Source organism: Saccharothrix deserti, assembly GCF_009769385.1.
Taxonomy (GTDB): domain Bacteria; phylum Actinomycetota; class Actinomycetes; order Mycobacteriales; family Pseudonocardiaceae; genus Actinosynnema; species Actinosynnema deserti.
Genome location: NZ_VKAB01000001.1, coordinates 554,415 through 578,015, shown reverse-complemented (window position 1 = coordinate 578,015; position 23,601 = coordinate 554,415). Strand labels below are relative to the sequence as shown.

Below are 23,601 nucleotides of genomic sequence, written 5' to 3'. Positions count from 1 at the left end.
GATCACTCTCCCTGTGCCGGTTGCTCGGAGCCGAACCGCGACCGGGCCAGTTCCGATCGCCGTCGCCCGTAGGCGAAGTACACCACCAAGCCCGCGGCGGACCGGACACCGACGGCCGACGGCCGACGAGGCCCCGTGCCGAGCGTGGTGCCGACCGACAGGGGGACCAGCGGCAACAGGCCGGGGCTGCGGCGCAGCGGCGTGTACGCGCTCTCGTCGGCGATCAGGTCGACGGGCTCGGTGCGCGGGAACTGACGCGGCGGTGACACGTCGGCCGACGGTACCTGCCGGTGGAACGGGTCCCGCACCCCGTAGCCTGTCGGCCGTGCGCCTCGTCATCGCTCGCTGCCAGGTCGACTACGTCGGACGCCTCACGGCCCATCTGCCGATGGCGCAGCGGCTGCTGCTGATCAAGGCGGACGGCTCGGTGTCGATCCACTCCGACGACCGGGCGTACAAGCCGCTGAACTGGATGAGCCCGCCGTGCTGGCTGATCGAGGACCCGGACATGTGGGTCGTGCAGAACAAGGCGGGCGAGAAGCTGATCATCACCCTGGCCGAGGTGCTGCACGACTCCAAGCACGAGCTCGGCCCGGAACCCGGCCTGGTCAAGGACGGTGTGGAGTCCGACCTCCAGAAGCTGCTGGCCGAACACGTCACCACCCTCGGCGACGGCTGGACCCTGGTCCGCCGCGAGTTCCCGACCCCGATCGGCCCGGTCGACCTGATGTGCCGCGACGCGTCGGGCGTCTCGGTCGCGGTGGAGATCAAGCGCCGGGGCGAGATCGACGGTGTCGAACAGCTGACGAGGTACCTGGAACTCCTCAACCGCGACCCGTTGCTGGCGCCGGTGAAGGGCGTGTTCGCCGCCCAGCAGATCAAACCGCAGGCGCGCACCCTCGCCGAGGACCGCGGCATCCGCTGCGTCGTGCTGGACTACGACGCGCTGCGCGGCATCGAGTCGGACGAGTTCCGGCTGTTCTGATAATGAGTTGATCCTCTCCGGTTCTTGATTACTCTGGCTCGTGCACTCCCGGTGCGAAGTCCCGCGGCTACTTCTTCAGATGAAACTACGCCGCAGGACGACCTGGATCTCGGGAGCCCACAACTTCACACGTGCCCGGTGCGCAGACGAGGGTTACTTCCACTGATAATGGGGTTGTCGCGGGTTCGAGTCCCGCCACCGGTTCGCCGGTGTAGCTCAGTCGGCAGAGCGCCTAATGTCACCTTCGTCGACTCTGATCTCGGGCACGTGTGAAGCTGTAGTCGCTCCCTCAAGCCTTTTGAGGGTCGAGAAATGAGCAAGTTCAACTTCGGCCGTGTCCGCGCGTCCGTGTCCAGCCCGATCGTTTCCGAAGCCGTGGCGAGTGGTCGTACCCACCAGGGCGGTCCGGGATATGCGCGTGACGCGAAGTCCGAGCTTTTCCTGCTCTCGGTCACAAACATGGTCGGCGAGCAGACCTTCTACGAGAACTCCGGCGAGCGGGACGACCGCTACGCCGCGCTGGTGCGCGCCGCGACCGTCGCCGATCCCGACTGGACGGCCCGGTTCCTGGCGTGGCTGCGCGGCGAGGCGAACATGCGCACGGCGTCCCTCGTCGGCGCGGCGCACTTCGTCAAGGCCCGCTTGGAGGCCGGTGAGCAGGGCATGTCCCGGCAGGTCGTGGACTCGGTGCTCCAGCGCGCCGACGAGCCGGGCGAGTTCCTCGCCTACTGGACCTCGCAGTACGGCCGGGCGCTGCCGAAGCCGGTCAAGCGCGGCGTGGCGGACGCGGTGCGGCGGCTGTACGACGAGCGTGCGCTGGTGAAGTGGGACTCCGCGGCGCGCGGTTTCCGGTTCGGTGACGTGCTCAACCTCGTGCACCCGTCGCCGGTGGCCGACAAGCAGAGCGAGCTGTTCGCCCACGCCCTCGACCGCCGTCACGGCCACGCCGACGAGGTTCCGGCCTCGCTGGAGGTGCTGCGCGCACGCGAGGAACTGCTGGCGTGGCCGGTGGAACGGCGGCGTGCGCTGTTCCGGGACCGCGACACCGTCACGTCGACGCTCCGGAACGCGGGCATGACGTGGGAGTCCGTCGCCGGCTGGCTCCAGGGCCCGATGACCGCCGACGTGTGGGAGGCGCTGGTCCCGTCGATGGGTTACATGGCCCAACTGCGGAACCTGCGCAACTTCGACGAGGCGGGCGTTTCCGACGAGGTGGTGGCGGCCGTCGCGGCACGGTTGGCGGACCCGCAGCAGGTGGCGCGGTCTCGGCAACTGCCGATGCGGTTCCTGTCCGCGTACCGGGCGGCACCGTCGTTGCGGTGGGCGTGGGCGCTGGAGCAGGCGGTCACGCACTCGCTCGCCAACGTGCCCGAGCTGCCCGGACGCACGCTCGTGCTGGTGGACACGTCGTACTCGATGAACGCAACGTTCTCGAAGGACGGCAGCCTGAAGCGGTGGGACGCGGCGGCGGTGTTCGGCATCGCGCTCGGCGCGCGGTGCGCGGCGGCGGACGTGGTGTCGTACTCGGACAGCACGCGCGCGTTCCGGCTGCGCAGTCGAGAGTCGCTGCTCAAGGCGGTGGAGCGCTGGAAGTCCGGCGGCTACTTCCTCGGCAGCGGCACGGCGACCGCCAAGGCGGTGCGGTCCCACTTCGACCGGCACGACCGCGTGGTGATCGTGACCGACGAGCAGGTCGGGGACGGTGACGTGCACCGGGCGATGCCCGACCACGTGCCGCTCTACACCTGGAACCTCGCCGGGTACCGGCACGGCCACGCGCCGAGCGGCGGCCGTGACCGGCACACGTTCGGCGGCCTCACCGACCAGGCTTTCCGGATGATCCCCTTGCTGGAGAGCGGGCGGGACGCGGTCTGGCCCTTCTAGCCGGACGCGACCGTGCGGAGAGCGTGACCGTGCGGAGAGCACGACCGTACGCACCCGAGTGCGCCCGTACGGCACCCGCCAGTCCGCGAAATGCGGACTGGCGGGTAAGCCGTTCGGGCGCGTGGCAGGTCGGATTTCGCGATATACGCTGACTTCCCCGTCAACGGGCCAGGGGAGGCGCGCTGTGCGAAGACGAAGACGAAGACCCGGTCCGCCGATCCTGGTCCTGCTGAGTTCCCTGGCGTTGACGGGCTGCGCCCCGGAGACGTCCGTCCCGCTGCCCGCCGTCACGGTGTTGAGTTCCACCGCACCCTCGCCCGCGGTCGCGCACGTCGTGGCTCAGCCGCTCGCCGGTCACGCCGGTGGCGAGGTCCGGCTCAGCGGTGAGGGTTATCCCGCCCACGGTCGAGTGGTGTTCACCTTCCACGGTCGGCAGGTCGGCGACACGACCGCGGACGCCGTCGGCCGGTTCGTCGAAGTCCTGGTCCGGGTGCCCGATTCGTTCAGCGACTCCGCTCCCGGCACGCAGTTCACCATCGGGGCCACCTCCGGCCCGGTCTACGCCGAGACGCCGTTCGTCCTCACCCGGTAGAGCTCGTCCAGCACTTCTTCCCGGCGCAGCGCGAACCGCTTCGCCAGGTGGTCGGCCAGCCTCGCCACCTCGGGCACCTCCGGGCCCTCGCCCTCGAAATCGGCCAGGTCCACGTAGGCCTTGAGCAACCCCGCCTCGATCCGGCCGGGGTAGATCATGCCCTCGTTCGAGCGGTGGAACGCGATGCCCTCGCGGACGCCCGACTCGTCGCCGGTGAGGACGAACCCGGCTGCCGCGCCCCGGTCCTGCGCGGCGTGCACGATGTCCGCGCCGGCCGAACACCAGGTGCGGGTGATGCCGACGACCTCCGCCGCGCCCTGCAGGTAGTCCAACACGGTCGCCAGGGTGAACGAACGGGACAGCTCCGAACCGCACACGAACACGAACGGCAGGTGTTCGGGATAGCCCTCGGCCCTCGCGTCGGTCAACGCGGCCAGCGCGTGCGCCCGCCCGGCGTCGTGCCCGCCGGCGAAGTCGTCGTCGCCGATCTGGTGGTACAGCAGCACGAGCCTGCCGTCGGCCCGGTGCTTCGCCAGTGCTCCGCGGTGGTGGCTGACGCACCTCGGGTTGCCTGGATAGCCGATGTGGCGGATCAGGAACCGCAGGTCGTACCCGCCGGTGCGGGTGTACTCGGCCAGTTCCCACGGCATCAGCTCGCGTGCGGCGTAGTCGGCGCCGTAAGCAGTGACGGTCGGCACGATCACCTCCAGGAGTTACCTCCGGGAGTACGAGGTTTAGGCCTGGGTAGTTCAAACCGGCGGATCATGCAGGGGTCCATTCGGTGTCAGCGTGATCGGTTGTGGAGTAGTGTTTGATGATGTTTGATATTGTGTGATCAGGGGAGGTGGGCGGAGGTGCCCGTCGTGCTGGCCCAGGTTGATCTCAAGTTGGACGCCGGTCCGTTGGACTACACCCTGCTGGCGGTCTACTTCGTCTTCGTGCTCGGCATCGGCTTCCTCGCCCGCAGATCCGTCTCGTCCAGCCTGGACTTCCTGCTCTCCGGACGTTCCCTGCCCGCGTGGGTGACCGGCCTGGCGTTCATCTCGGCCAACCTCGGCGCGATCGAACTGCTCGGCATGGCGGCCAACGGCGCGCAGTACGGCATGGCGACCGTGCACTACTACTGGATCGGCGCGATCCCGGCCATGGTGTTCCTCGGCCTGGTGATGATGCCGTTCTACTACGGCTCCAAGGTCCGCAGCGTCCCCGAGTTCCTGCGCCGCCGCTTCGGCAAGGGCGCGCACCTGGTCAACGCGATCAGCTTCGCCGCCGCGCAGGTGCTGATCGCGGGCGTGAACCTGTACGCGCTGGCGTTCCTGCTGAACCTCATGCTCGGCTGGCCGATCCCGTTCTCGGTGGTCGCCGCCGCGCTGATCGTGCTCGCGTACACGACGTTGGGCGGCCTGTCGGCGGCCATCTACAACGAGGTGCTGCAGTTCTTCGTGATCGTCGCCGCGCTGCTGCCGCTGACGATCGTCGGCCTGCACAAGGTCGGCGGCTGGCAGGGCCTGGTCGACAAGGTCACCGGCGGTCCCGGCGGGGCCGAGCAGCTGTCCGCGTGGCCGGCGACCGAGCTGACCGGGATCCAGAACCCGGTGCTCAGCGTGATCGGCATCGTGTTCGGGCTCGGGTTCGTGTTGTCGTTCGGGTATTGGACGACGAACTTCGCCGAGGTGCAGCGCGCGCTGTCGGCCAAGAGCATGTCCGCCGCCCGGCGCACGCCGATCATCGGCGCGTACCCCAAGATGCTGATCCCGTTCGTGATCGTCATCCCGGGCATCATCGCCGCGCTGGTCGTGCCGGAGATGGTGGCGCTCAAGGCCGGTGACGACAGTTCCGGCGCCGTCTACAACAACGCGCTGCCCGCGTTGATCGGCGAGCTGCTGCCCAACGGCATGCTCGGCATCGCGATCACGGGTCTGATGGCGTCGTTCATGGCGGGTGTCGCGGCGAACGTGTCGAGCTTCAACACCGTGTTCACCTACGACCTGTGGCAGGACTACATCCGCACGGACCGGCCGGACGAGTACTACCTGCGTGTCGGTCGGCTGGCCACGATCGGCGGCACGGTGATCGCGATCGGGACGGCGTTCCTCGCCGCCGGCTACGGCAACATCATGGACTACATCCAGGCGCTGTTCTCGTTCTTCAACGCGCCGCTGTTCGCCACGTTCATCCTGGCCATGTTCTGGAAGCGGATGTCGGCGGCGGCGGGCTGGGCCGGCCTGGTCGCGGGCACGCTCGGCGCGGTGGCGGTGTTCGTGCTCGCCGAGACCGGCGTGCTCGACCTGCCGGGCCAGGGCGCCAGCTTCCTCGGCGCGGGTGTGGCGTTCGCGGTCGACGTCGTGGTCAGCGTGGCGGTCACCTCGTTCACCCGGCCGGTGCCGGAGGAACGGTTGGTCGGGCTGGTCTACAGCCTGACGCCCAAGGAGGACCGCAGGCACTCCACCACCGGTGAGGACGCCGGGTGGTACCGGTCGCCGGTGCTGCTGGGTGTCGGCGTGCTGGTGCTGACCGCCGTGCTCAACATCATCTTCGGCTGAGGGAGGTCTGGGTCGTCATGGCGCACAAGGCCGGTCTGTTCGACCTGCGACTGGTGATCGCGGTGCTCTTCGCCATCTACGGCGTGGTGCTGGTGGTGGTCGGGCTCGGCTTCACCGACGAGTCCGACCTGGCCAAAGCGGACGGGCTCAACATCAACCTGTGGTCGGGTGTGGGCATGGTCGCCTTGTCGGCGGTGTTCGCCGTCTGGGCGACCATGCGGCCCGTCATCGTGCCCGACCCGGAAACATCGGGCGGGGATAGCGGGGGTGGGGGCGGTCAGCGCCGCGGGTAGACCGGGTTGAACGCCTCGACGGTCCACGCGTCGAGCCAGCGGACGGCGCGTCGGATGCGGTTGCGCATTCGATGTTCCTCTCGTCGGGTTGTCCATCAGGGTCACCTGGTTCAGCGCGTTGATCTTCTGGATCGTTCCTGAACGCCGCCGTGAGGACTGACACAGGGTTCCGGCCACGGATGTCGGAGTCGGGAGCTACCGTGCACGTCGTGCCCCGTCTCGTCGCCGTCCTGAGCGCGATCCTCCTGCTGGCCGGCTGCGCCGGGGCGGATCTCGCCAAGCAGAGGTTCCCGCGCACCACGATCCCGGCCAACGCCGAGAACGTCTCCGACCCGTCCGAGACCGCCACCCGGAACACACCGGCGCCGGACGGGAAGCCGGTCGACCCGGCGTTCGCGGCGGACAAGCTGCGCCTGACCGACCCGTGCGAGCTGCTGGACGAGGACGTGCTCAAGCGGTTCGGCACGCCGGGCGACCGGTCGCGCAGCGGGTTCAGCCGGTGCTCCAACTTCATGAAGGACAAGGCGGGCAAGGACCTCGCGGTCACCGTCGAGCTCGGCCAGACCATGACCAGCGAGCTGAAGAACGCGGACAAGCAGCTCGCCGGCCTGCGCAGCCACGAGCAGACGCTGGAGAACAGCGCGTGCTTCGTCTCGGTGATCACGCAGGAGAAGCCGGGCCTGGGCATCACCGTGCAGATCGGCTACGAGGACGGTGACGCGTGCGCGCCCGGCCGGGAGGTGGCCGAGTCGGTGGTCAAGCAGATCAAGGACCGCGCGGCGACCCGGACGGCCGCCAAGGGTTCGCTGATCACGCTCGACCCGTGCACACTGCCGGACAAGGCGGCGGTCGACGCGGCGGCGGGCGCCGATTACCGTTTGTACCCGTACGGGCTGCACAGTTGCGCCTGGGTGGGCGACGACCGCGAGCTGTCGCTGGGCTTCCGTGAGACGTTCATCCCCGACGACCGCGAGTTCGACAAGGGCCAGACCGAGGTCGACCTGGGCGGCGGTGTCACCGGCTACCAGGTGTCGAGCACCACGGCGTTCCCGTCGTGCGAGGTCAAGTGGGTGCAGCTGGCCGGCGACGACAACGACGGCGAGCTGGTCGAGGTGAAGTCGGCCGGGCCGAAGGAGAGCCAGTTCGACCGGTGTGCGTCGGCCGTGGCGTTTGCCAAGGCGCTCGTCGGGAAGATCCCGAAGGGGTGAGCTCGTCGGGGAAGATCCCGAAGGGCTGAACGGGGGCTGACATCGCCCTCAGTTGCCCGTTACTGTCCAGTAACACCCGCGTTGTGCTTTGTGCTTGGAGGGCCCGATGACGCAGACCGCTCCCACCACTCCTGCGCGGGCCGACGAGGAGCAGCGGCGGTTCGCCTCGCTCGACCCCCGCACCGGTGAGGTCATCGCCCACCACCCGGTGGCGTCGGAGGACGACGTGCGCGAGGCGGTGCGCGTGGCGCGGGACGCGTCGGCGTTCTGGGCCGGGCTGGGCTTCGACGGCAGGCGCGCCCGGCTGGACGCGTGGCGCAGGCTGCTGGTCAAACGGCTGGACGAGTTCCAGACGCTGATCAGCTCGGAGACCGGCAAGTCGGCCGACGACGCGCGGACCGAGCTGGCGCTGGTCATCGACCACCTGCACTGGGCCGCCAAGCACGCGCCGAAGGTGCTGGGCAAGCGCAAGGTCTCGCCCGGACTGCTCATGTACAACCACGCGGCGACCCTGGAGTACCGGCCGCTGGGTGTGGTCGGGGTGATCGGGCCGTGGAACTACCCGGCGTTCACGCCCATGGGGTCGATTGCTTATGCGCTGGCCGCGGGCAACACGGTGGTGTTCAAGCCGTCCGAGTTCACGCCTGGGGTGGGTGTGTTCCTGGCTTCGACGTTCGGTGAGGTCGTACCGGAGTTCCCGGTGTTCCAGGTGGTGACCGGGTTCGGTGAGACCGGTGCTGCTCTGTGTGCGTCCGGTGTGGACAAACTGGCGTTCACCGGGTCTACGCCTACGGGTAAGAAGATCATGGCGGCGTGTGCGGCGTCGTTGACGCCGGTGTTGCTGGAGTGCGGCGGCAAGGATCCGATGATCGTGGCCGAGGACGCCGACGTGAAGGCGGCGGCCGAGGGTGCGGTGTGGGGTGGGATCTTCAACGCCGGGCAGACGTGTGCCGGGGTGGAGCGGGTCTACGTCGCTGATGCCGTGTACGACGAGTTCGTTGCGCTGGTGACGGAGAAGGCGGCGAAGCTGCGGCCGGGTGGCGAGCCGAACGCCGATTTCGGGCCGATCACCATGCCCAAGCAGGTGGACATCATCCAGTCGCACGTCGCCGACGCGTTGGAGCGTGGCGGGCGGGCGGTCGTGGGTGGGTTGGAGTCGATCCGGCCGCCGTATGTCGAGCCGGTGGTGTTGGTGGACGTGCCTGCGGATTCGACGGCGTCCACTGAGGAGACGTTCGGGCCGACGTTGGTGGTCAACCGGGTTGCGGACGCTGACGAGGCGGTTCGGCAGGCGAACTCGTTGGCGTATGGGTTGGGCGCGGCGGTGTTCTCGCGCAACCGGGGTGAGGAGTTGGCGGGCAAGCTGCGGTGCGGGATGGTGTCGGTGAACGCGGTGCTGGCTTATGCGTCGGTGCCCGGATTGCCGTTCGGTGGGGTTGGTGCGTCCGGGTTTGGGCGGGTTCACGGGGAGGATGGGCTTCGTGAGTTCACGTATGCCCACTCGGTGACGCGGAAGCGGTTCTCGGCGCTGCTCAACCCGATGACTTACGACCGGGGGTCGCGGACGATCCGGCACGTTTTGCGGCTGGTTCGGGTGCTGTACGGGCGGTAGGTCCGGTCCGGTGCGGTCTGGTTTTGGTTCGGTGGGGTGCTGGGTCCGGTCCGGCTCGACGGCCACCGCCGTAGGTCGGCATCGTGGGCGCGCCGTCGGGGAAGGCGACGCCGACCGGCTTGATGCCCAGCGCGACCACGTTGTCCAGCTCGCCGCCGTCGAGGACGACCACGCGTTCCGGGCGCTTCTCGATGACCGTCTCACCCATGGCGTGCTTGATCGTCCGGGGGAACTGGCCCGGCTCGGCGTCGGTGCCGAACCCGGCGCTCTTCTCGCCCGCCTCGGCGAACTCCGAGCCGCCCTGGGCCACTGCGGGCTTGTCGGTCGGTGTGTCGGTCTGGCCGCACGCGCTGAGGGTGAGGGCGGCGACGAGCAGGGCCGCGATCCTGGTGTTCGACACTCCGGGGTTCCTCCGCTACTCCACGTCACTGACCAGCTGTTCTTAGGTTTGCCTGACCTTAGCTTCCGCTTTCCGGGTGGCGCGCGGTGGAGTAGTAATGGGGTGATCAGCGTCGATCGGGAGGTCACCCGTGAAGAAGATCATCAACGATCCGGCGACCGTGGTGGTGGACGCGTTGCGCGGTATGGCGCTCGCGCACGCCGACCTCTTGGACGTCCAGTACGAGCCGGCCGTGGTGGTGCGGGCGGACGCCCCGGTGCCGCGCAAGGTGGCCTTGATCTCCGGTGGCGGTTCGGGGCACGAGCCGTTGCACGGGGGGTTCGTCGGGCGGGGGATGCTGGACGCGGCCTGTCCCGGCGCGGTGTTCACCTCGCCCACGCCCGATCAGGTGGCGGCGGCCGTGACGCGCACCGACGGCGGGGCCGGGGCGTTGTTGATCGTGAAGAACTACACCGGTGACGTGCTGAACTTCGAAACCGCCGCCGAACTCGCCGCGGCTGACGGCGTGGACGTGCGCACGGTCGTGATCGACGACGACGTCGCGGTCAAGGACTCGCTCTACACGGCCGGTCGGCGTGGTGTGGGCGGGACGGTGCTGTTGGAGAAGATCGTCGGCGCCGCCGCTGAACGCGGGGTCGATCTCGACGGGTGTGAGGCGTTGGCGCGGCGGGTCATCTCGCAGGTGCGGTCGATGGGGTTGGCGCTGACCGCGTGCACGGTGCCGCACGCGGGTGAGCCGTCGTTCACCCTGGCCGACGACGAGATGGAACTGGGCATCGGGATCCACGGTGAGCCCGGCCGGCAGCGGGTGCCGGTGGGGTCGGCCGAGGTGTTGGTGCCGGCGTTGTTGGACCCGATCGTGGAGGACCTGCCGTTCGGCGAAGGGGATCGGGTGCTGCTGTTCACCAACTCGATGGGCGGCACGCCGTTGATCGAGCTGTACCTGGCGCACGGCATCGCGGAACGGCTCCTGGCGGAACGGGGGATCACGGTGGAACGGCGGCTGGTCGGCCCGTACATCACGAGCCTGGAGATGCAGGGCATGAGCCTGACCCTGCTCAAGCTGGACGACGAGATGGTCGAGCTGTGGGACGCGCCCGTGCACACCCCGGCGCTGCGGTGGGGCGTCTGATGGACTGCACGGCGGAGTCCGTCGCGGACGCGATGCGGGCGGTGGCGGCGGTCGTGGTCGAGCACCGCGACGAGCTGATCCGGTTGGACCGGGAGATCGGCGACGGCGACCACGGCGAGAACATGGCCCGGGGGTTCACCGCGCTGGTGTCCAAACTGGACGGGAACGTGCCCTCGTCGCCCGGTGGGGTGCTGCGGTTGGCGGCCACGACGTTGATCTCGACGGTCGGTGGGGCGGCTGGGCCGCTGTACGGGACGGCGTTCCTGCGTGCCGCCACGTCGGTCGGTGACGTCGCGTCGATGGACGGCGCCGTGGTGGCGGCGGCGTTGCGGGCGGCGCTGGAGGGTGTCGTGGCGCGGGGTAAGGCGGAGTTGGGGGACAAGACGATGGTGGACGCCCTGACGCCTGCGGTGGCGGCTGCGGAGTCCGTCGCGGCTACTGGTGGCGGGGTGGCGGAGGTGTTGGAGGCGGCGGCTGAGGCGGCCGAACTGGGGGCCGACTCGACCGTGCCGTTGGTGGCGCGGAAGGGGCGTGCGTCGTACCTGGGTGAGCGCAGTGCCGGGCACCTCGATCCGGGTGCGCGCTCGACTTCGTTGCTGCTGCGGACGTTCGCCGGGCGTGCGCGGTGATCGGGCTGGTGGTGGTGTCGCACAGTCGGCAGTTGGCGTCGGGTGTGGCCGAGTTGGCCGGGCAGATGGCGCCTTCGGTGGCGATCGTGCCGTCCGGCGGTGACGGGTCCGGTGGGCTGGGCACGGATTACCTGGCCGTTGGAGAGGCGATCGCGCAGGCCGATTCCGGTGACGGCGTGGTGGTGTTGTTCGATCTCGGCAGCGCGAAGATGGTCGCCGACATGGCTGCCGAGGAGGCCGACGGGTCGGTGGTGGTCGTGGACGCGCCGTTGGTCGAGGGGGCGGTGGCGGCGGCCGTTCGTGCCCAGGGCGGTGCGGGGTTGGCGGAGGTGGCTGCGGCGGCCTCGTCGGCGTTGTCCGGCTCGGCTGACGGGTCTGCCGGGGCCGGCTCGGCGTCGTCCGGGGGGCCTGCGTTGCGGCTGGTGAAGGATTCGGTTCGGGCCGAGATCGAGTTGACCAACTCCGTCGGGCTGCACGCGCGGCCGGCCGCGTTGGTGGTGCGGGCTTTGGACCCGTTGGACGCCTCGGTGGTGGTGCGGTTCGGCGACGAGGAGGCGGACGGGAAGAGCGTGCTGGCGCTGATGGGGTTGGGTGCGCCGGGAGGTGCGCGGGTCGAGGTCGTGGCGAGCGGCGCCGACGCCGCGGAGGCCGTGCGGCGGGTGGAGGAGTTGGCCTCGCGGCAGTTCGGCGAATGAGCTGTCGAGACCGTCGCTGGACCGATTACTTGCTCGATACCGATGGTGAAGCTCACGCGAACGACACGTGACGACCGTGGGATAGTCGCGACAAGTTACCGTCTGGTAGCCACTCCGGTGAGTGGGAGGTAAACAGTGACGCGCCAGTTCAGCACGGTCGGAATCGTCGGTCTCGGCACGATGGGCGCCGGTATCGCCGAGGTCCTCGCCCGGACCGGCATCACTGTCGTGGCGGTGGACGTGGACGAGGCCGCCCTGGCCCGCGGACGCGGCCACCTGGACCACTCGACGGACCGCGCGGTGGCGGGCGGCAAGCTGTCTTCGGAGGAGCGGGACGCCACGCTGGCCCGCATCTCCTACGCCACGTCGTTGGACGCGCTGGCCGGGGCCGACCTCGTGATCGAGGCCGTGCCGGAGCGGATGGAGCTCAAGGCCGCGGTGTTCACCGAGCTGGACCGGATCTGCGGCCCGGACACCGTTTTCGCGTCCAACACGTCGTCGCTGTCGATCACCGAGATCGGTGTCCACACCGGACGGCCGGGCAAGGTCGTCGGGATGCACTTCTTCAACCCCACACCGGTGTTGAAGCTGGTCGAGGTGATCCGGACGGTCGTCACCGAGCCGGACGTGGTGGCCGACGTGGTGGCGTTCGCCGAGGGGTTGGGCAAGACGCCGGTCGTCATCGGCGACCGGGCCGGGTTCATCGCCAACGCGCTGCTGTTCGGGTACCTCAACCACGCCGTGCGGATGTACGAATCGCGTTACGCGACAAGGGAAGACCTCGACGCGGCCATGCGCTACGGCTGCGGCTACCCGATGGGGCCGCTGGCGTTGCTCGACCTGATCGGGTTGGACACGGCATACGAAATCCTCGACACGATGTACCACCAGTCGCGCAACCGGCTGCACGCCCCGGCGCCGTTGCTGAAGCAGATGATCACGGCGGGCTTGCTGGGGCGGAAGAGTGGGCGGGGCTTTTATACGTATGACGGGCCGGACTCGCCGGTCGTCGTGCCGGACGTGCACACGCCTGTCGCTGCCTCGGAGGCCGAGCCCGCCCGTGAGATCCAGCGGGTCGGCGTGATCGGCACCGGCACCATGGCGACCGGCATCGTCGAGGTGTTCGCCAAGCGCGGGTACGACGTGGTGCTGCGGGCGCGGTCTTCGGAGAAGGCCGACGGTGCGGTGGCCAAGGTGCGCAAGTCGTTGGAGAAGGCCGTGTCGCGCGGCAAGCTCTCGGCGGAGGACCGGGACGCGGCGCTGGGCCGCATCACGCCCGCCGTCGAGTTCTCGGACCTGGCCGACTGCGACCTCGTGGTCGAGGCGGTGGCGGAGGAGCTGGCGGTCAAGAAGGCCGTGTTCGAGGCGCTGGACGAGGTGTGCAAGCCCGGTGCGGTGCTGGCGACCACGACGTCATCGCTGCCGGTGATCGAATGCGCCGCCGCCACCGCGCGGCCCGGTGACGTCATCGGTCTGCACTTCTTCAACCCGGCGCAGGTGATGAAGCTGGTCGAGGTCGTGGAGACCATCTCGACGTCGGCCGAAGTCGTCGCCACCGCCCGTCGCGTGTGCCTGGACCTGGGCAAGGTTCCGGTGCACTGCGGCGACCGGGCCGGGTTCATCGTCAACGCGCTGCTGTTCCCGTACCTGAACGACGCGGTGAAGATGCTGGAGGCGCACTACGCGTCGGCCGACGACATCGACAACGCGATGAAGGTCGGCTGCTCGTTGCCGATGGGGCCGTTCGAGCTGCTGGACGTGGTGGGGCTGGACGTGTCGCTGGCCATCGAGCGGACCCTGTACCTGGAGTTCCGCGAGGCGGGCTTCGCACCCGCGCCGCTGTTGGAGCACCTGGTGAAGGCCGGGCGGCTGGGCCGCAAGACGGGCAAGGGGTTCCGCGATTACGGGGCCTGACGGTGCGGTTGCGTGGCCTGATGGAGTGACGGGATTCGACGTTTGGCATCGTGGACACATGCGGCGTGTGGCGATCTCGCTCCTGGTGGTGGCGTTCGGTCTGACGAGCGCTTGTGCGTACACGGTCAACGGCACCCCCTTGGCGGAGCAGGTGCTCGACGTCGACGCGCCGTTCACCTCGGCTCAGCCGACGCCGACGGGGTCCGACGACCCGTCCACGGAGCCGTCCGGGTCGGTCGGTGACATCTGCGCGTTGATGGGGTGGAAGGACCTGCCCTACGACGTGCCGGACAAGAACGCGAAGCCGACGGACACCGGGTACGACGACACGTTCGACCAGTCGTGCAAGTGGCAGACGTCGGTCGGTTCGCTGGACGTGGGCGTCACCCTCCGGTTCCGCGAGGGGCGGACGATCACGCTGGAGCAGAGCAACGGCGAGTTCGACGTGGCGGGCCGGAAGGTGAAGTACTTCGACCGGACCACGGACACGTCCGTGCAGCCGTCGTGCGTGCTGGTGATGGACTACGCCGGTGGCGGGCTCGGGATCATCGTGATCGACGGCTCGGCCCGCTTCGGCGGCATCTGCGAGCAGGGCAAGAAGGTGGCCGAGGTCCTGCTGGACAAGGAACCGACCAGCTGATTTCCCGTCGCTCTGACACCTCGCACCGCACGCTGACACCCCGGCCGCCGCTCACCGGCAGCTGACACCCCGGCCGCCGCTCACCGGCCCAAAGCTCCGAGCGGCGGTCGGGGACGTGCCACGTACCGATCTTGTGCGCTTGATGCCGCCCGCGAGCCGGCCTTGTCTGCGCGGTGCCGCCAGCCCGTCGCGCCTGCTTGCTTACGCCGCTCTGCCTGCCGCTCTGCCTGCCGGCACGGTCCGCGCATCGCGACGACCGGTCTGAGGCCGCCCGCCGACCGCACCGCGACCGCGTGCCTGTGCCGTCCTGCGCCGCGTTCGCCGAGGCTGGGATCAGCCGCAGCAGCCGCCGCCGCAGCACCCACCGCCGCCGCCACTGCCACCGGCGGGAGCGTTGGCTTTGCCGCCGAGGCCGGCCATGGAGAGCAGCTTCACGGTGTCGTCGTGGCCGTTCGGACACGGCGCGGGCGCGGAGGCTTCGTTCATCGACCGCTTCACGTCGAAGGTCGAACCGCACGCCTTGCAACGGAATTCGTAGGTTGGCACGTCGCTCATTCTCCCCGGCGGGGCGGCACCGGCACCAGCAAGGGCACCCCAACCGGCGACACCGCGGCGAGCAGCGTCGACAACGGCAGGCCCCAGCGCGACAGCGGCGTCACCGCCACTTCGGCCATCAGGAGCACGGTCAACGTGACCCGCTGCCACCTGCTCACCCAGTGGACCGTAGGGGATCACCCTCGGCCGGCACGGATAGCCCGGATACCCTGGCTCCCCGTGCCCCGCCGTAACCGCCCGCAACGCCCCAACGAGCCGACACCCATCGGTGGGCACGGTTGGGCACGCGCCGAGAGCGGTCCGGACGGCGAGTGGATGGTGCGCACCGTCTCCGGCGCCGCCACCACCAAGACCTACCGGTGTCCGGGCTGCGACCACGAGATCCGCCCCGGTACCGCGCACATCGTCGCCTGGCCCGCCGCCGACTACGGCTCGGTCGAAGACCGCCGCCACTGGCACCAGGGCTGCTGGTCGTCACGCGGCCGGAGAGGCCCCACGTCACGTCGTTGGTGACGCTGCGTGCGTCCGTACGGACGTGCCGGCCGGGCGTGCCGTACGGACGTGCCGGCCGGGCGTCCGGCGGGTGGCACGATGTCGTCGTGGGTGACGCTCGTGTGGATGAGGATGGCCCGATCAAGGCCAACACCGTGCTCCCGGCGCGCCGGGAAGCGGTGACGTTGCGGACCGAGGACGGGCTCGCGCTGGTCGGCGAGCTGGCGTTGCCGCTCGACCGGGCACCACGGGCCACGCTGGTGATGCTGCACCCGTTGCCCACGCACGGCGGCATGATGGACTCCCACCTCTACCGCAAGGCGGCGTGGCGGCTGCCCGCGCTGGCCGATCTCGCGGTGTTGCGGTTCAACACGCGCGGCACGGCCAGTGAGGCAGGGCGCAGCGAGGGCGCGTTCGACCACGCCGTCGGCGAGCGGCTGGATGTCGCCGCCGCTCTAGCGTTCGTGGCCGAGCGCGGGTTGCCCTCGGTGTGGCTCGTGGGCTGGTCGTTCGGCACCGACCTCGCGCTGATGCACGGGTGCGACCCGGTGGTCGAGGGCGCCGTGTTGATCTCACCTCCTCTGCGGTGGAGTGGGGCTGAGCACCTGCGTGTCTGGGCGAGTGCGGGCAAACCGGTGGTGTGCCTGGTGCCTGAGTTCGACACCTACCTGCCACCGGCCGAGGCCAGGCGGCGGTTCGGCGCGGGCATCCCGACCGCGGACGTCATCGACTTCCCCGGCGCCAAGCACCTCATGGTCGGGCACTCCGACGAAGTGCTGGACGCGATCGTGTCCGCGGCCGTGCCCGAGGTGCCCACGCCGTTGCCGCGCACCTGGTCCGGCCCCCACGAGCAGCATCAGGTCGCCATCATGGCCTCCTGAAGCCGCCAGACCAGCACCGGACCCACGACGGTCCTGCTGTCGCCCACGTGCGCGAAGCCCAGCTTCTCCGCGACGCGCTGGGAGGGCGTGTTGTCGGGATCGGTGATGATCACAACCGGACGGCCCGGCTCGGCCCGGCTCGCCCACTCGATGGCCGCGCGTGCCATCTCCGGCGCGTAGCCGCGACCCCAGTGCCGGGGGCGGAACCGGTAGAACAGGTTGAACGTCGGCTCCCCGTCCCGCTCCTGGTGGCGCACGCCGCCGAAGCCGATGACCTCCCCGGTCTCCGGCAGCTCCACCGCCCAGTACCCGATGCCGTCGTGCGCCCAGTTGGCCTGCCACTCCACCAGCATCTTCGCCGCCTGCTCCGCGGACGGCGGACCGGCCGGGGCGAACCGGTGCGTCTCCGGATCGGACAGCACGGCGATCGCGGAGCGCACGTCATCAGGACCGACACGTCTGAGCAGGAGGCGGTCGGTGCGGATCTCGTCCGGTTCCGGGTTGGAGGTCATGGGGGCGAAGGTAGCGAGGGGGTCCGACAATTCCGGGTATGGAACCGGGTATGGGATCTGCTCCGCTCGTGCTGCTGCACGCTTTCCCGTTCGACTCGCGGATGTGGGACGGGGTGCGTGACCTGCTGAAACCGATCACGCCGGACCAGCGGGGCGGCGATCGTTCACCCGATCTGGTGACTATTGCGGACGACGTGCTGGGGCTGCTCGACGAGCGCGGGATCGAGCGCGCGGTGCTCGGCGGGTGCTCGATGGGCGGGTACGTGGCGATGGCCGTGCTGCGGCGCGACCCGTCACGGGTGGCGGGGCTCGTGCTGGCCGACACGCGTGCCGGGGCGGATGCGGCGGAGGTACGGGCGAACCGGCTGGCGATGGCCGCTCGGGTGGAGGCGGAGGGCGTCGGGTGGGTGCCGGATGCCCTGGTCAGCGGGTTGCTCGCGCCCGGGGCGGACGCGTCGGTGGTCGAGCGGGTGCGGGAGTTGATCCTCGCGCAGGACCCGGCGGAGGTGGCGTGGGCGCAGCGGGCGATGGCCGTGCGGCCGGATTCGGCGGAGGTGCTGGCGGGGGTGGACGTGCCGGCGTTGGTGCTGGTGGGGGAGCACGACGGACTCACGCCGCCCGCGTTGGCCCGGGAGTTGGCCGGGGTGTTGCGGCGTGCGGAGTACGTCGAGTTGGCGGGGGCCGGTCACCTGTCGCCGCTGGAGGTGCCGGAAGCGTTCGCCGGGGCGGTGGCCGACTGGCGGCGGCGCGTCGAGGTGTGACGGGTGCGCGCATCGGACGCACGCATGTGCTCGCGCCGTTCTGAGCGTTGAACTCAGGGGTCCTGAACGTAGGACACACGCGTTCCGAACGTAGGACACACCCCGCCGGAATGTAGGACACACGCGTTCTGAACGTAGGACACACGGGTCTTGGAGGTTCGACTCGCGGGGTGAGCTGGGGTTCAGCGTTTGCCGGCTTGGGCCTTGGGGTTGGGGCGGGCGATCTTTTGGGTCGGGCCGTCCGGGGCTGGCTTTTCGGCTTCGGGGGTGGCGGCCTCGGAGGTGGGTGGGGTGGGGCTGGGCTGCGCCTTTGCGGGTTTTGGCGGGGTGGTGGCGGGGGCGGAGGCTGCCTCTGGTTGAGGCTGCTGAGGCTGGGCGGACGGGGGCTGGGGGCGTTCTTCTTCCAGCGGGTCCAGGAGGGGGGTTACGTCGTGCAGGGCGGCGCGGACGGCGTGTAGCTGCTGTGACAGGCGGTTGCGGAGGTGCCTGAGGGCTTCCACCTGCTGGGTGGCCTGCGTGACGCGGCGGTTGGATTCCTCCGTCGCCTCGCGGACTCGGCGGTTCGCCTCGTCGGTCGCCTCCTGCACGCGGGCCGTGGCCTCGCTGATGGAGTCGTGACGACGGCGGTTGGCCTCTTCGGTGGCCTCGCGCACCAGGCGCTGCGCCTCGGCGTTCGACGAGGCCTGCTCCTGGGCGATCTGGGCGCGCACGCGGGCGGCTTCCTCGGCGGCCTCGCGCACCCGCCGGTCGGCCTCGCCCTTCGACGACGCCTCCTGCTCGGCCAGCGTCTTCATCGACTCGACCCGGCGCGCCGCCATCGCGATCTCGAAGTCTTCCTCGATCGTGTTCCGGCGCTGGAGGGACTCCTCGTCCAACCGGGTGGCCTCGGCGCGGGCCTCGCCCACGATCCGGTCGGCCTCGGCGCGCGCCGTCTCCAGCACGCCCCGGTGCTCGGCCTCCATCGCGGCGCGCCGCTGGTCGAGTTCGGCGATGAGCTTCTCGTACCGGGTGCGCAGCACTCCCGCATCGGCCTCGGCCTTGGCGCGGATGTGCCCGCCCTCGGCCTCGGCGCGCGCCTTGATCTCGTTCGCCTCGTCCTGGGCGAGCCGCAGCATCCGCTGCAACCGCTCGCTCAGCCCCTCCAACGTCGTGGGCGGCAGCGACAGCCGCTCCACCTGGCCGCGCAGCTCGGCGATCTCCGACCGGGCCGCCTCGAGCTGCCGGGTCAGGTCGTTGGTCTGCGACACCGCCGCGTCGCGGTCGGCCGCGAGCAGGCGCAGGTCGGAGTCCAGCCGTTCCAGGTGGTCCTCGACCTGGGCGCGGTCGTACCCGCGCTTGACGATGTCGAAGCCGGATCCCAGGGGGACGAGGTCACGGTCGTCGGCGAGGCCCATGCCGTGCACGCTACCCGCTCCTGACGTGCGGCCGGCACCTGCCGGCCGCACATCGTGGGTGATTTCGCTTTACACGCCCCGGAAACGGTTGATTTCGGTCAGGTGCGCGGCGCGCAGCTCGTGGTCGCGGACACCCAGGCCCTCGGCGGGCGCCAGCGTCAGCACGCCGACCTTGCCCTGGTGGGCGTTGCGGTGCACGTCGTACGCGGCCTGCCCGGTGTCCTCCAACGAGTACACCTTGGACAGTGTCGGGTGGATCTTCCCCTTGGCGATCAACCGGTTGGCCTCCCACGCCTCGCGGTAGTTCGCGAAGTGCGAGCCGATGATCCGCTTGAGGTTCATCCACAGGTACCGGTTGTCGTACTGGTGCATGTACCCGCTGGTCGACGCGCACGTCACGATCGTCCCGCCGCGCTTGGCCACGAACACCGACGCGCCGAACGTCTCCCGGCCCGGGTGCTCGAACACGATGTCCGGGTCGTCGCCGCCGGTCAGCTCCCGGATCTTCGCGCCGAGCCGCTTCCACTCGCGCGGGTCCTGCTCGTGCTCGTCCTTCCAGAACCGGTAGCCCTCGGCGCTGCGGTCGATGATCAGCTCCGCGCCCATCTTGCGGCAGATCTCGGCCTTCTCCGGCGACGAGACGACGCACACCGGGGTCGCGCCGCCGTTCAGCGCGAACTGGGTGGCGTAGGAGCCGAGGCCGCCGGACGCGCCCCAGATCAGCACGGTGTCGCCCTGCTTCATGTTCGCGCCGTTGGTCGACACGAGCTGCCGGTAGGCGGTGGAGTTCACCAGGCCGGGGGACGCCGCTTCCTCCCAGGTCAGGTGGGCCGGCATCGGCATCAGCTGGTTGGCCTTGACCAGCGCGATCTCGGCCAGACCGCCGTAGTTGGTCTCGAAGCCCCAGATGCGCTGCTCGGGGTCGAGCATGGTGTCGCCGTGCCCGTCCGGGTGCTCCAACTGCACGTCGAGGCAGTGCGCGACGACCCGGTCACCGGGCTTCCACGCGTTCACGCCGGGGCCGGTGCGCAGCACCACGCCCGCCAGGTCGGAGCCGACCACGTGGAACGGCTGGTCGTGCCTGCCGCCGTACTTCTTCAGGAACGCGAACGTCGACAGCGGCTCGAAGATCGAGGTCCACACGGTGTTGTAGTTGATGGCGCTGGCCATCACCGCCACCAGCGCCTCACCGGGGCCCAACTCGGGCGTGGCGATCTCGTCGACGTGCAGCGACTTGCGCGGGTCCTTGTCCCTGGTGGCCAGACCCTCGAACATCTTGACCTCGTCGGCGTGCACTGTCACGCCCCGGTAGCTCTCCGGTACGTCCAGCGATCCGATCGCGTCCAGTTCGTCCGCGAGGATCGCGTCGAGGATCTTCTGCACGGCGTTCCCTCCCAATCAGGGGGCTTCCGGATGGTGGTGTGGCTCTAGAGGTCCACGCAGGTTGCCGGAGGTTACCCACGGGTAACCGATTCAGAACGCGCGCTGTGAGGCACCGCACTGCCATTCCCCCTATCGGTCGCTCTTGACCGGGCGGCCAACCAAGCGGAACATCGAAGGTGTCCGGTGTACAAGGACGGAGGTACAGGTCATGGCCGTGGCAAAGGCGTGGACCAGGTGGCAGGACTGGGCCGAGGTCGCCATCGGGGTCCTCGTGCTCCTATCGCCCTTGGTGGTGGAGACCACCACGGGAGCCATGTGGACGATGATCGTGCTCGGCGCCCTGATCGCCATCGATGGTCTCGTGTCGCTCGCGATGCCTGGATTGGTCTACGGCGAGTGGTTCCAGATGGTCCTCGGCGCGCTGCTGTTCATCTCCCCGTGGGTGATCGGCTACAGCGAACTCACAGCGGCGTCGTGGGTCTCGTGGGTCGGCGGCGTGCTGACCGTCGCGGCCGGCGCGATGGCGGTGCCGCTGGCGAACGCGGCGCACAGCGGCCGGATCGCCGGAACCGCGTAACGACAACCTGGACGAGCCCGCGAGCCCGCGTCGGTCATCCGGTGCCCCTGCCAGGTCGATCACGCTTTCGATCGACCTGGGACGGGTGCCGGATGACCGACTGCCAGGCGGGCTCGCCCGCCCTGGCGGAGCCAGGGCAACCCAACACGGAAAGGCACAGCATTGGCAGAGGACTCGTCGGCCCGTGAACGGATCCTGCAAGCGGCCGAGGAGTTGTTCGCCGAGTCGGGCTTCGACGCCACGCCCACCTCGCGCATCGCCGAACGGGCCGCGGTGCCAAAGGGGCTCGTGCACTACTACTTCCGCCGCAAGACCGACCTGCTGGCGGCACTCGTGCAGCGCCTGCCGGACGGGACCGTGGACGCGCGCCGCGTCGTCGTGGTCGGCGACATCGCGGAGAGCCTGCGCAGGCTGGTCGCCGCCCTGGACGCCCGGCTCAACGCATCACCGCTGCTCAGCCACCTGTTGTGGCGCGAAGCGGACACGCACAAGGCGGTCCGCGACGCGTTGCACGACCGCTACCAGTCCGTGGTGCGGCAGATCCGGAACGTCATCATCGCCGCCGGTGGGGCGGCGGTGGCCACGAAGGACGTCGACACCGCCTCCGCGCTGCTCGGGCTCGCGGTCAGCTACCGGCACGCGGTCGCCCGGCACGCGCCGGACGACGACCAGATGGACCTGGAACTGACCTTCGTGGCCGCCGCGCTCGAACGGCCTCGAACACAACTCCAGTGACGGACGACCTCAGTGGGACGGCGACGCGGCCGGCTCCACCAGCTCCACCAACACGCCGCCCGCGTCCTTCGGGTGCACGAAGTTGACCCGGCTGTCGGACGTACCGCGCCGCGCCGCCTCGTACAGCAGTCGCAACCCCTTGGCGCGCAGCGCCTCCGCCGCGGCGTCCACATCGGACACCCGGTAGGCCAGCTGCTGGAGCCCCGGCCCGGACCGGCCGATGAACTTCGCGATGGTCGATTCCGGCGTCAGCGGCGCGAGGAGCTGCACGGCGGTGCCGGTGCCGTCGTCACCGGGCGCGCGTAGCATCGCTTCACGCACTCCCTGCTCCTCGTTGACCTCTTCGTGCGCGACTTCCAGGCCGAAGTGCTCACGGTGGAACGCGATCGCTTCGTCGAGGTCCGGCACGGCGATGCCGACGTGGTCGATGGCGGTCACGAAGCCGCGGAGTTCTTCCATGGCAGGAAAGCGTAGTGGCCGAATCGGTGCAGGTCCCGCTGTGCGACGCCTCACAGGCTACTGCAGGGTAACCCTGAGTATCGTGGCCTGTTAACAACCGCTTACACCAACCGCTTACACCCGCTGTGGAGGCTGCTGTGTCCGGTTCCGTCATCGTCGCCGGGGCCCGTACCCCGATGGGACGACTGCTCGGGTCGTTGAAGGACTTCTCCGGCGCCCAGCTCGGCGGCGTCGCGATCAAGGCGGCCCTGGAGCGGGCCGGTGTCGCGCCCGAGCAGGTGCAGTACGTGATCATGGGCCAGGTGCTCACCGCGGGCGCCGGCCAGATCCCCGCGCGCCAGGCGGCGGTGAACGCGGGCATCCCGATGACCGTGCCCGCGCTGACGATCAACAAGGTGTGCCTCTCCGGCATCGACGCGATCGCGCTGGCCGACCAGCTCATCCGCGCGGGCGAGTTCGACATCGTGGTGGCGGGCGGTCAGGAGTCGATGACCCAGGCGCCGCACCTGCTGCCGAAATCGCGCGGCGGGTTCAAGTACGGCGACGTGTCGATGGTCGACCACATGGCCTACGACGGCCTGTTCTGCGCGTTCGACCAGGTCGCGATGGGCTCCTCCACGGAGAAGTTCAACGCCCGCTACGGCCTGACCCGCGAGGAGCAGGACGCGTTCTCCGCCCGTTCGCACCAGCTCGCGGCCAAGGCCGCCGAGAACGGCGTCTTCGACGAGGAGATCGCCCCTGTCTCGATTCCGCAGCGCAAGGGCGACCCGGTGCTGTTCAGCACCGACGAGGGCGTGCGCGGCGACACCACGGTCGAGACGCTGGCCAAGCTGCGCCCGGCGTTCGCCTCCGACGGCACGATCACCGCGGGCTCGGCGTCGCAGATCTCCGACGGCGCGGCGGCCGTGGTCGTGATGAGCAAGGCCAAGGCCGAGGAGCTGGGCCTGACCTGGCTGGCCGAGATCGGCGCGCACGGCGTCGTGGCCGGTCCGGACGCCGGCCTGCACGAACAGCCCGCGAACGCGATCAAGGCCGCGTGCGCCAAGGAGGGCATCGACCCGGCCGACCTGGACCTGGTCGAGATCAACGAGGCGTTCGCCGCGGTCGGCGTGGTCTCCACCCGTGAACTCGGCATCGACGAGGACAAGGTCAACGTCAACGGTGGCGCGATCGCCCTCGGGCACCCGATCGGCATGTCGGGCGCCCGCATCGCGCTGCACCTGGCCCTGGAGCTGAAGCGCCGCGGTGGCGGCGTGGGTGCGGCCGCCCTGTGCGGCGGCGGTGGTCAGGGCGACGCCCTGATCGTCCGCGTCCCTAAGGGCTAG

Annotated in this window: 27 protein-coding genes and 1 tRNA gene; 19 read left to right on the top strand and 9 right to left on the bottom strand. The window is 69.8% G+C overall.

The window, feature by feature from the left end:
* Window positions 1–2: 2 nt before the first annotated feature.
* Window positions 3–269 carry a hypothetical protein gene (locus FM051_RS14265; RefSeq protein WP_158843388.1) on the bottom strand — a complete coding sequence of 89 codons (267 nt, stop codon included), beginning with the start codon at window positions 267–269 and terminating at the stop codon, window positions 3–5.
* 56 nt (window positions 270–325) lie between these two features.
* Here FM051_RS14265 and nucS point away from each other — a divergent pair, with 56 nt between their 5' ends.
* From nucS to FM051_RS14245, 4 genes are all read left to right on the top strand, one after another.
* Window positions 326–985 carry an endonuclease NucS gene (gene nucS, locus FM051_RS14260; protein ID WP_158843387.1) on the top strand — a complete coding sequence of 220 codons (660 nt, stop codon included), beginning with the start codon at window positions 326–328 and terminating at the stop codon, window positions 983–985.
* Window positions 986–1,119: 134 nt separating this feature from the next.
* A tRNA-OTHER gene (locus FM051_RS14255) sits at window positions 1,120–1,189 on the top strand.
* 108 nt (window positions 1,190–1,297) lie between these two features.
* A complete protein-coding gene (locus tag FM051_RS14250; protein ID WP_158843386.1) occupies window positions 1,298–2,869 on the top strand; it encodes a TROVE domain-containing protein in 1,572 nt (523 codons plus the stop codon).
* A 184-nt stretch (window positions 2,870–3,053) separates the two neighbouring features.
* Window positions 3,054–3,461: a hypothetical protein gene (locus FM051_RS14245; protein WP_158843385.1), complete on the top strand. Its 408-nt coding sequence runs from the start codon at window positions 3,054–3,056 to the stop codon at window positions 3,459–3,461.
* Here the strand turns inward: FM051_RS14245 and FM051_RS14240 are convergent.
* Entirely contained in the window at window positions 3,428–4,159 is a 732-nt protein-coding gene (locus FM051_RS14240; protein ID WP_158843384.1) for a hypothetical protein, read from the bottom strand. The genes FM051_RS14245 and FM051_RS14240 overlap by 34 nt on opposite strands.
* 156 nt (window positions 4,160–4,315) lie before the next feature.
* Here FM051_RS14240 and FM051_RS14235 point away from each other — a divergent pair, with 156 nt between their 5' ends.
* The 4 genes from FM051_RS14235 to FM051_RS14220 all read left to right on the top strand — a co-directional run bounded on the left by FM051_RS14235 (window position 4,316) and on the right by FM051_RS14220 (window position 9,117).
* Entirely contained in the window at window positions 4,316–6,004 is a 1,689-nt protein-coding gene (locus FM051_RS14235; protein ID WP_158843383.1) for a sodium:solute symporter family protein, read from the top strand.
* Window positions 6,005–6,021: 17 nt separating this feature from the next.
* The gene (locus FM051_RS14230) at window positions 6,022–6,297 is read left to right on the top strand and encodes a hypothetical protein (protein ID WP_158843382.1); all 276 of its coding nucleotides are present in this window, start codon (window positions 6,022–6,024) and stop codon (window positions 6,295–6,297) included.
* A gap of 209 nt (window positions 6,298–6,506) precedes the next feature.
* Window positions 6,507–7,505: a DUF3558 domain-containing protein gene (locus FM051_RS14225; RefSeq protein ID WP_158843381.1), complete on the top strand. Its 999-nt coding sequence runs from the start codon at window positions 6,507–6,509 to the stop codon at window positions 7,503–7,505.
* A gap of 106 nt (window positions 7,506–7,611) precedes the next feature.
* Window positions 7,612–9,117, top strand: a complete 1,506-nt coding sequence (locus FM051_RS14220; RefSeq protein ID WP_158843380.1) for an aldehyde dehydrogenase family protein — start codon at window positions 7,612–7,614, stop codon at window positions 9,115–9,117.
* Here FM051_RS14220 and FM051_RS14215 read toward each other — a convergent pair.
* On the bottom strand, window positions 9,038–9,517 hold the full coding sequence (locus FM051_RS14215) for an ABC transporter substrate-binding protein (protein WP_158843379.1): 480 nt from the start codon (window positions 9,515–9,517) through the stop codon (window positions 9,038–9,040). The two genes, FM051_RS14220 and FM051_RS14215, sit on opposite strands and share 80 nt — an antisense overlap.
* Before the next feature lie 130 nt (window positions 9,518–9,647).
* Between FM051_RS14215 and dhaK the strand changes: the two genes are divergently transcribed.
* The 5 genes from dhaK to FM051_RS14190 all read left to right on the top strand — a co-directional run bounded on the left by dhaK (window position 9,648) and on the right by FM051_RS14190 (window position 14,527).
* A complete protein-coding gene (dhaK, locus tag FM051_RS14210) occupies window positions 9,648–10,649 on the top strand; it encodes a dihydroxyacetone kinase subunit DhaK (protein WP_158843378.1) in 1,002 nt (333 codons plus the stop codon).
* Window positions 10,649–11,278, top strand: a complete 630-nt coding sequence (gene dhaL, locus FM051_RS14205; protein ID WP_158843377.1) for a dihydroxyacetone kinase subunit DhaL — start codon at window positions 10,649–10,651, stop codon at window positions 11,276–11,278. Before dhaK ends, dhaL begins: the two co-directional genes overlap by 1 nt.
* Entirely contained in the window at window positions 11,275–11,973 is a 699-nt protein-coding gene (gene dhaM, locus FM051_RS14200; protein ID WP_158843376.1) for a dihydroxyacetone kinase phosphoryl donor subunit DhaM, read from the top strand. The genes dhaL and dhaM overlap by 4 nt, the downstream gene beginning before the upstream one ends.
* A gap of 135 nt (window positions 11,974–12,108) precedes the next feature.
* The gene (locus tag FM051_RS14195) at window positions 12,109–13,887 is read left to right on the top strand and encodes a 3-hydroxyacyl-CoA dehydrogenase family protein (protein ID WP_158843375.1); all 1,779 of its coding nucleotides are present in this window, start codon (window positions 12,109–12,111) and stop codon (window positions 13,885–13,887) included.
* 58 nt (window positions 13,888–13,945) lie between these two features.
* Window positions 13,946–14,527: a DUF3558 family protein gene (locus tag FM051_RS14190; protein ID WP_158843374.1), complete on the top strand. Its 582-nt coding sequence runs from the start codon at window positions 13,946–13,948 to the stop codon at window positions 14,525–14,527.
* 333 nt (window positions 14,528–14,860) lie between these two features.
* Here the strand turns inward: FM051_RS14190 and FM051_RS14185 are convergent, their stop codons facing one another.
* Both FM051_RS14185 and FM051_RS14180 read right to left on the bottom strand, forming a co-directional pair.
* Window positions 14,861–15,073, bottom strand: coding sequence for an FmdB family zinc ribbon protein (locus tag FM051_RS14185; RefSeq protein ID WP_158843505.1), 213 nt, complete (start codon window positions 15,071–15,073; stop codon window positions 14,861–14,863).
* Between the two features lie 5 nt (window positions 15,074–15,078).
* The gene (locus FM051_RS14180; protein WP_158843373.1) at window positions 15,079–15,240 is read right to left on the bottom strand and encodes a hypothetical protein; all 162 of its coding nucleotides are present in this window, start codon (window positions 15,238–15,240) and stop codon (window positions 15,079–15,081) included.
* Window positions 15,241–15,301: 61 nt separating this feature from the next.
* Here FM051_RS14180 and FM051_RS14175 point away from each other — a divergent pair, with 61 nt between their 5' ends.
* Entirely contained in the window at window positions 15,302–15,595 is a 294-nt protein-coding gene (locus FM051_RS14175; RefSeq protein ID WP_202918819.1) for a hypothetical protein, read from the top strand.
* A gap of 101 nt (window positions 15,596–15,696) precedes the next feature.
* Window positions 15,697–16,455: an alpha/beta hydrolase gene (locus FM051_RS14170; RefSeq protein ID WP_238412370.1), complete on the top strand. Its 759-nt coding sequence runs from the start codon at window positions 15,697–15,699 to the stop codon at window positions 16,453–16,455.
* On the opposite strand, the gene FM051_RS14165 is transcribed toward FM051_RS14170, so the two are convergent.
* On the bottom strand, window positions 16,431–16,967 hold the full coding sequence (locus FM051_RS14165; RefSeq protein ID WP_158843372.1) for a GNAT family N-acetyltransferase: 537 nt from the start codon (window positions 16,965–16,967) through the stop codon (window positions 16,431–16,433). The genes FM051_RS14170 and FM051_RS14165 overlap by 25 nt on opposite strands.
* Before the next feature lie 50 nt (window positions 16,968–17,017).
* On the opposite strand from FM051_RS14165, the gene FM051_RS14160 reads away from it, so the two are divergent.
* Window positions 17,018–17,728: an alpha/beta fold hydrolase gene (locus tag FM051_RS14160; protein WP_158843371.1), complete on the top strand. Its 711-nt coding sequence runs from the start codon at window positions 17,018–17,020 to the stop codon at window positions 17,726–17,728.
* A 182-nt stretch (window positions 17,729–17,910) separates the two neighbouring features.
* Here the strand turns inward: FM051_RS14160 and FM051_RS14155 are convergent, their stop codons facing one another.
* Window positions 17,911–19,122, bottom strand: a complete 1,212-nt coding sequence (locus tag FM051_RS14155; RefSeq protein ID WP_158843370.1) for a chromosome segregation protein — start codon at window positions 19,120–19,122, stop codon at window positions 17,911–17,913.
* A gap of 69 nt (window positions 19,123–19,191) precedes the next feature.
* Entirely contained in the window at window positions 19,192–20,505 is a 1,314-nt protein-coding gene (gene ccrA, locus FM051_RS14150; protein WP_158843369.1) for a crotonyl-CoA carboxylase/reductase, read from the bottom strand.
* 208 nt (window positions 20,506–20,713) lie between these two features.
* Between ccrA and FM051_RS14145 the strand changes: the two genes are divergently transcribed.
* The gene (locus FM051_RS14145) at window positions 20,714–21,082 is read left to right on the top strand and encodes an SPW repeat protein (RefSeq protein WP_158843368.1); all 369 of its coding nucleotides are present in this window, start codon (window positions 20,714–20,716) and stop codon (window positions 21,080–21,082) included.
* A gap of 162 nt (window positions 21,083–21,244) precedes the next feature.
* The gene (locus tag FM051_RS14140) at window positions 21,245–21,817 is read left to right on the top strand and encodes a TetR/AcrR family transcriptional regulator (RefSeq protein ID WP_158843367.1); all 573 of its coding nucleotides are present in this window, start codon (window positions 21,245–21,247) and stop codon (window positions 21,815–21,817) included.
* 9 nt (window positions 21,818–21,826) lie between these two features.
* Here the strand turns inward: FM051_RS14140 and mce are convergent, their stop codons facing one another.
* Window positions 21,827–22,276 (bottom strand): methylmalonyl-CoA epimerase, encoded by a 450-nt coding sequence (mce, locus tag FM051_RS14135; RefSeq protein ID WP_158843366.1) that lies wholly within the window; start codon window positions 22,274–22,276, stop codon window positions 21,827–21,829.
* A 137-nt stretch (window positions 22,277–22,413) separates the two neighbouring features.
* On the opposite strand from mce, the gene FM051_RS14130 reads away from it, so the two are divergent.
* Entirely contained in the window at window positions 22,414–23,601 is a 1,188-nt protein-coding gene (locus FM051_RS14130) for an acetyl-CoA C-acetyltransferase (protein WP_158843365.1), read from the top strand.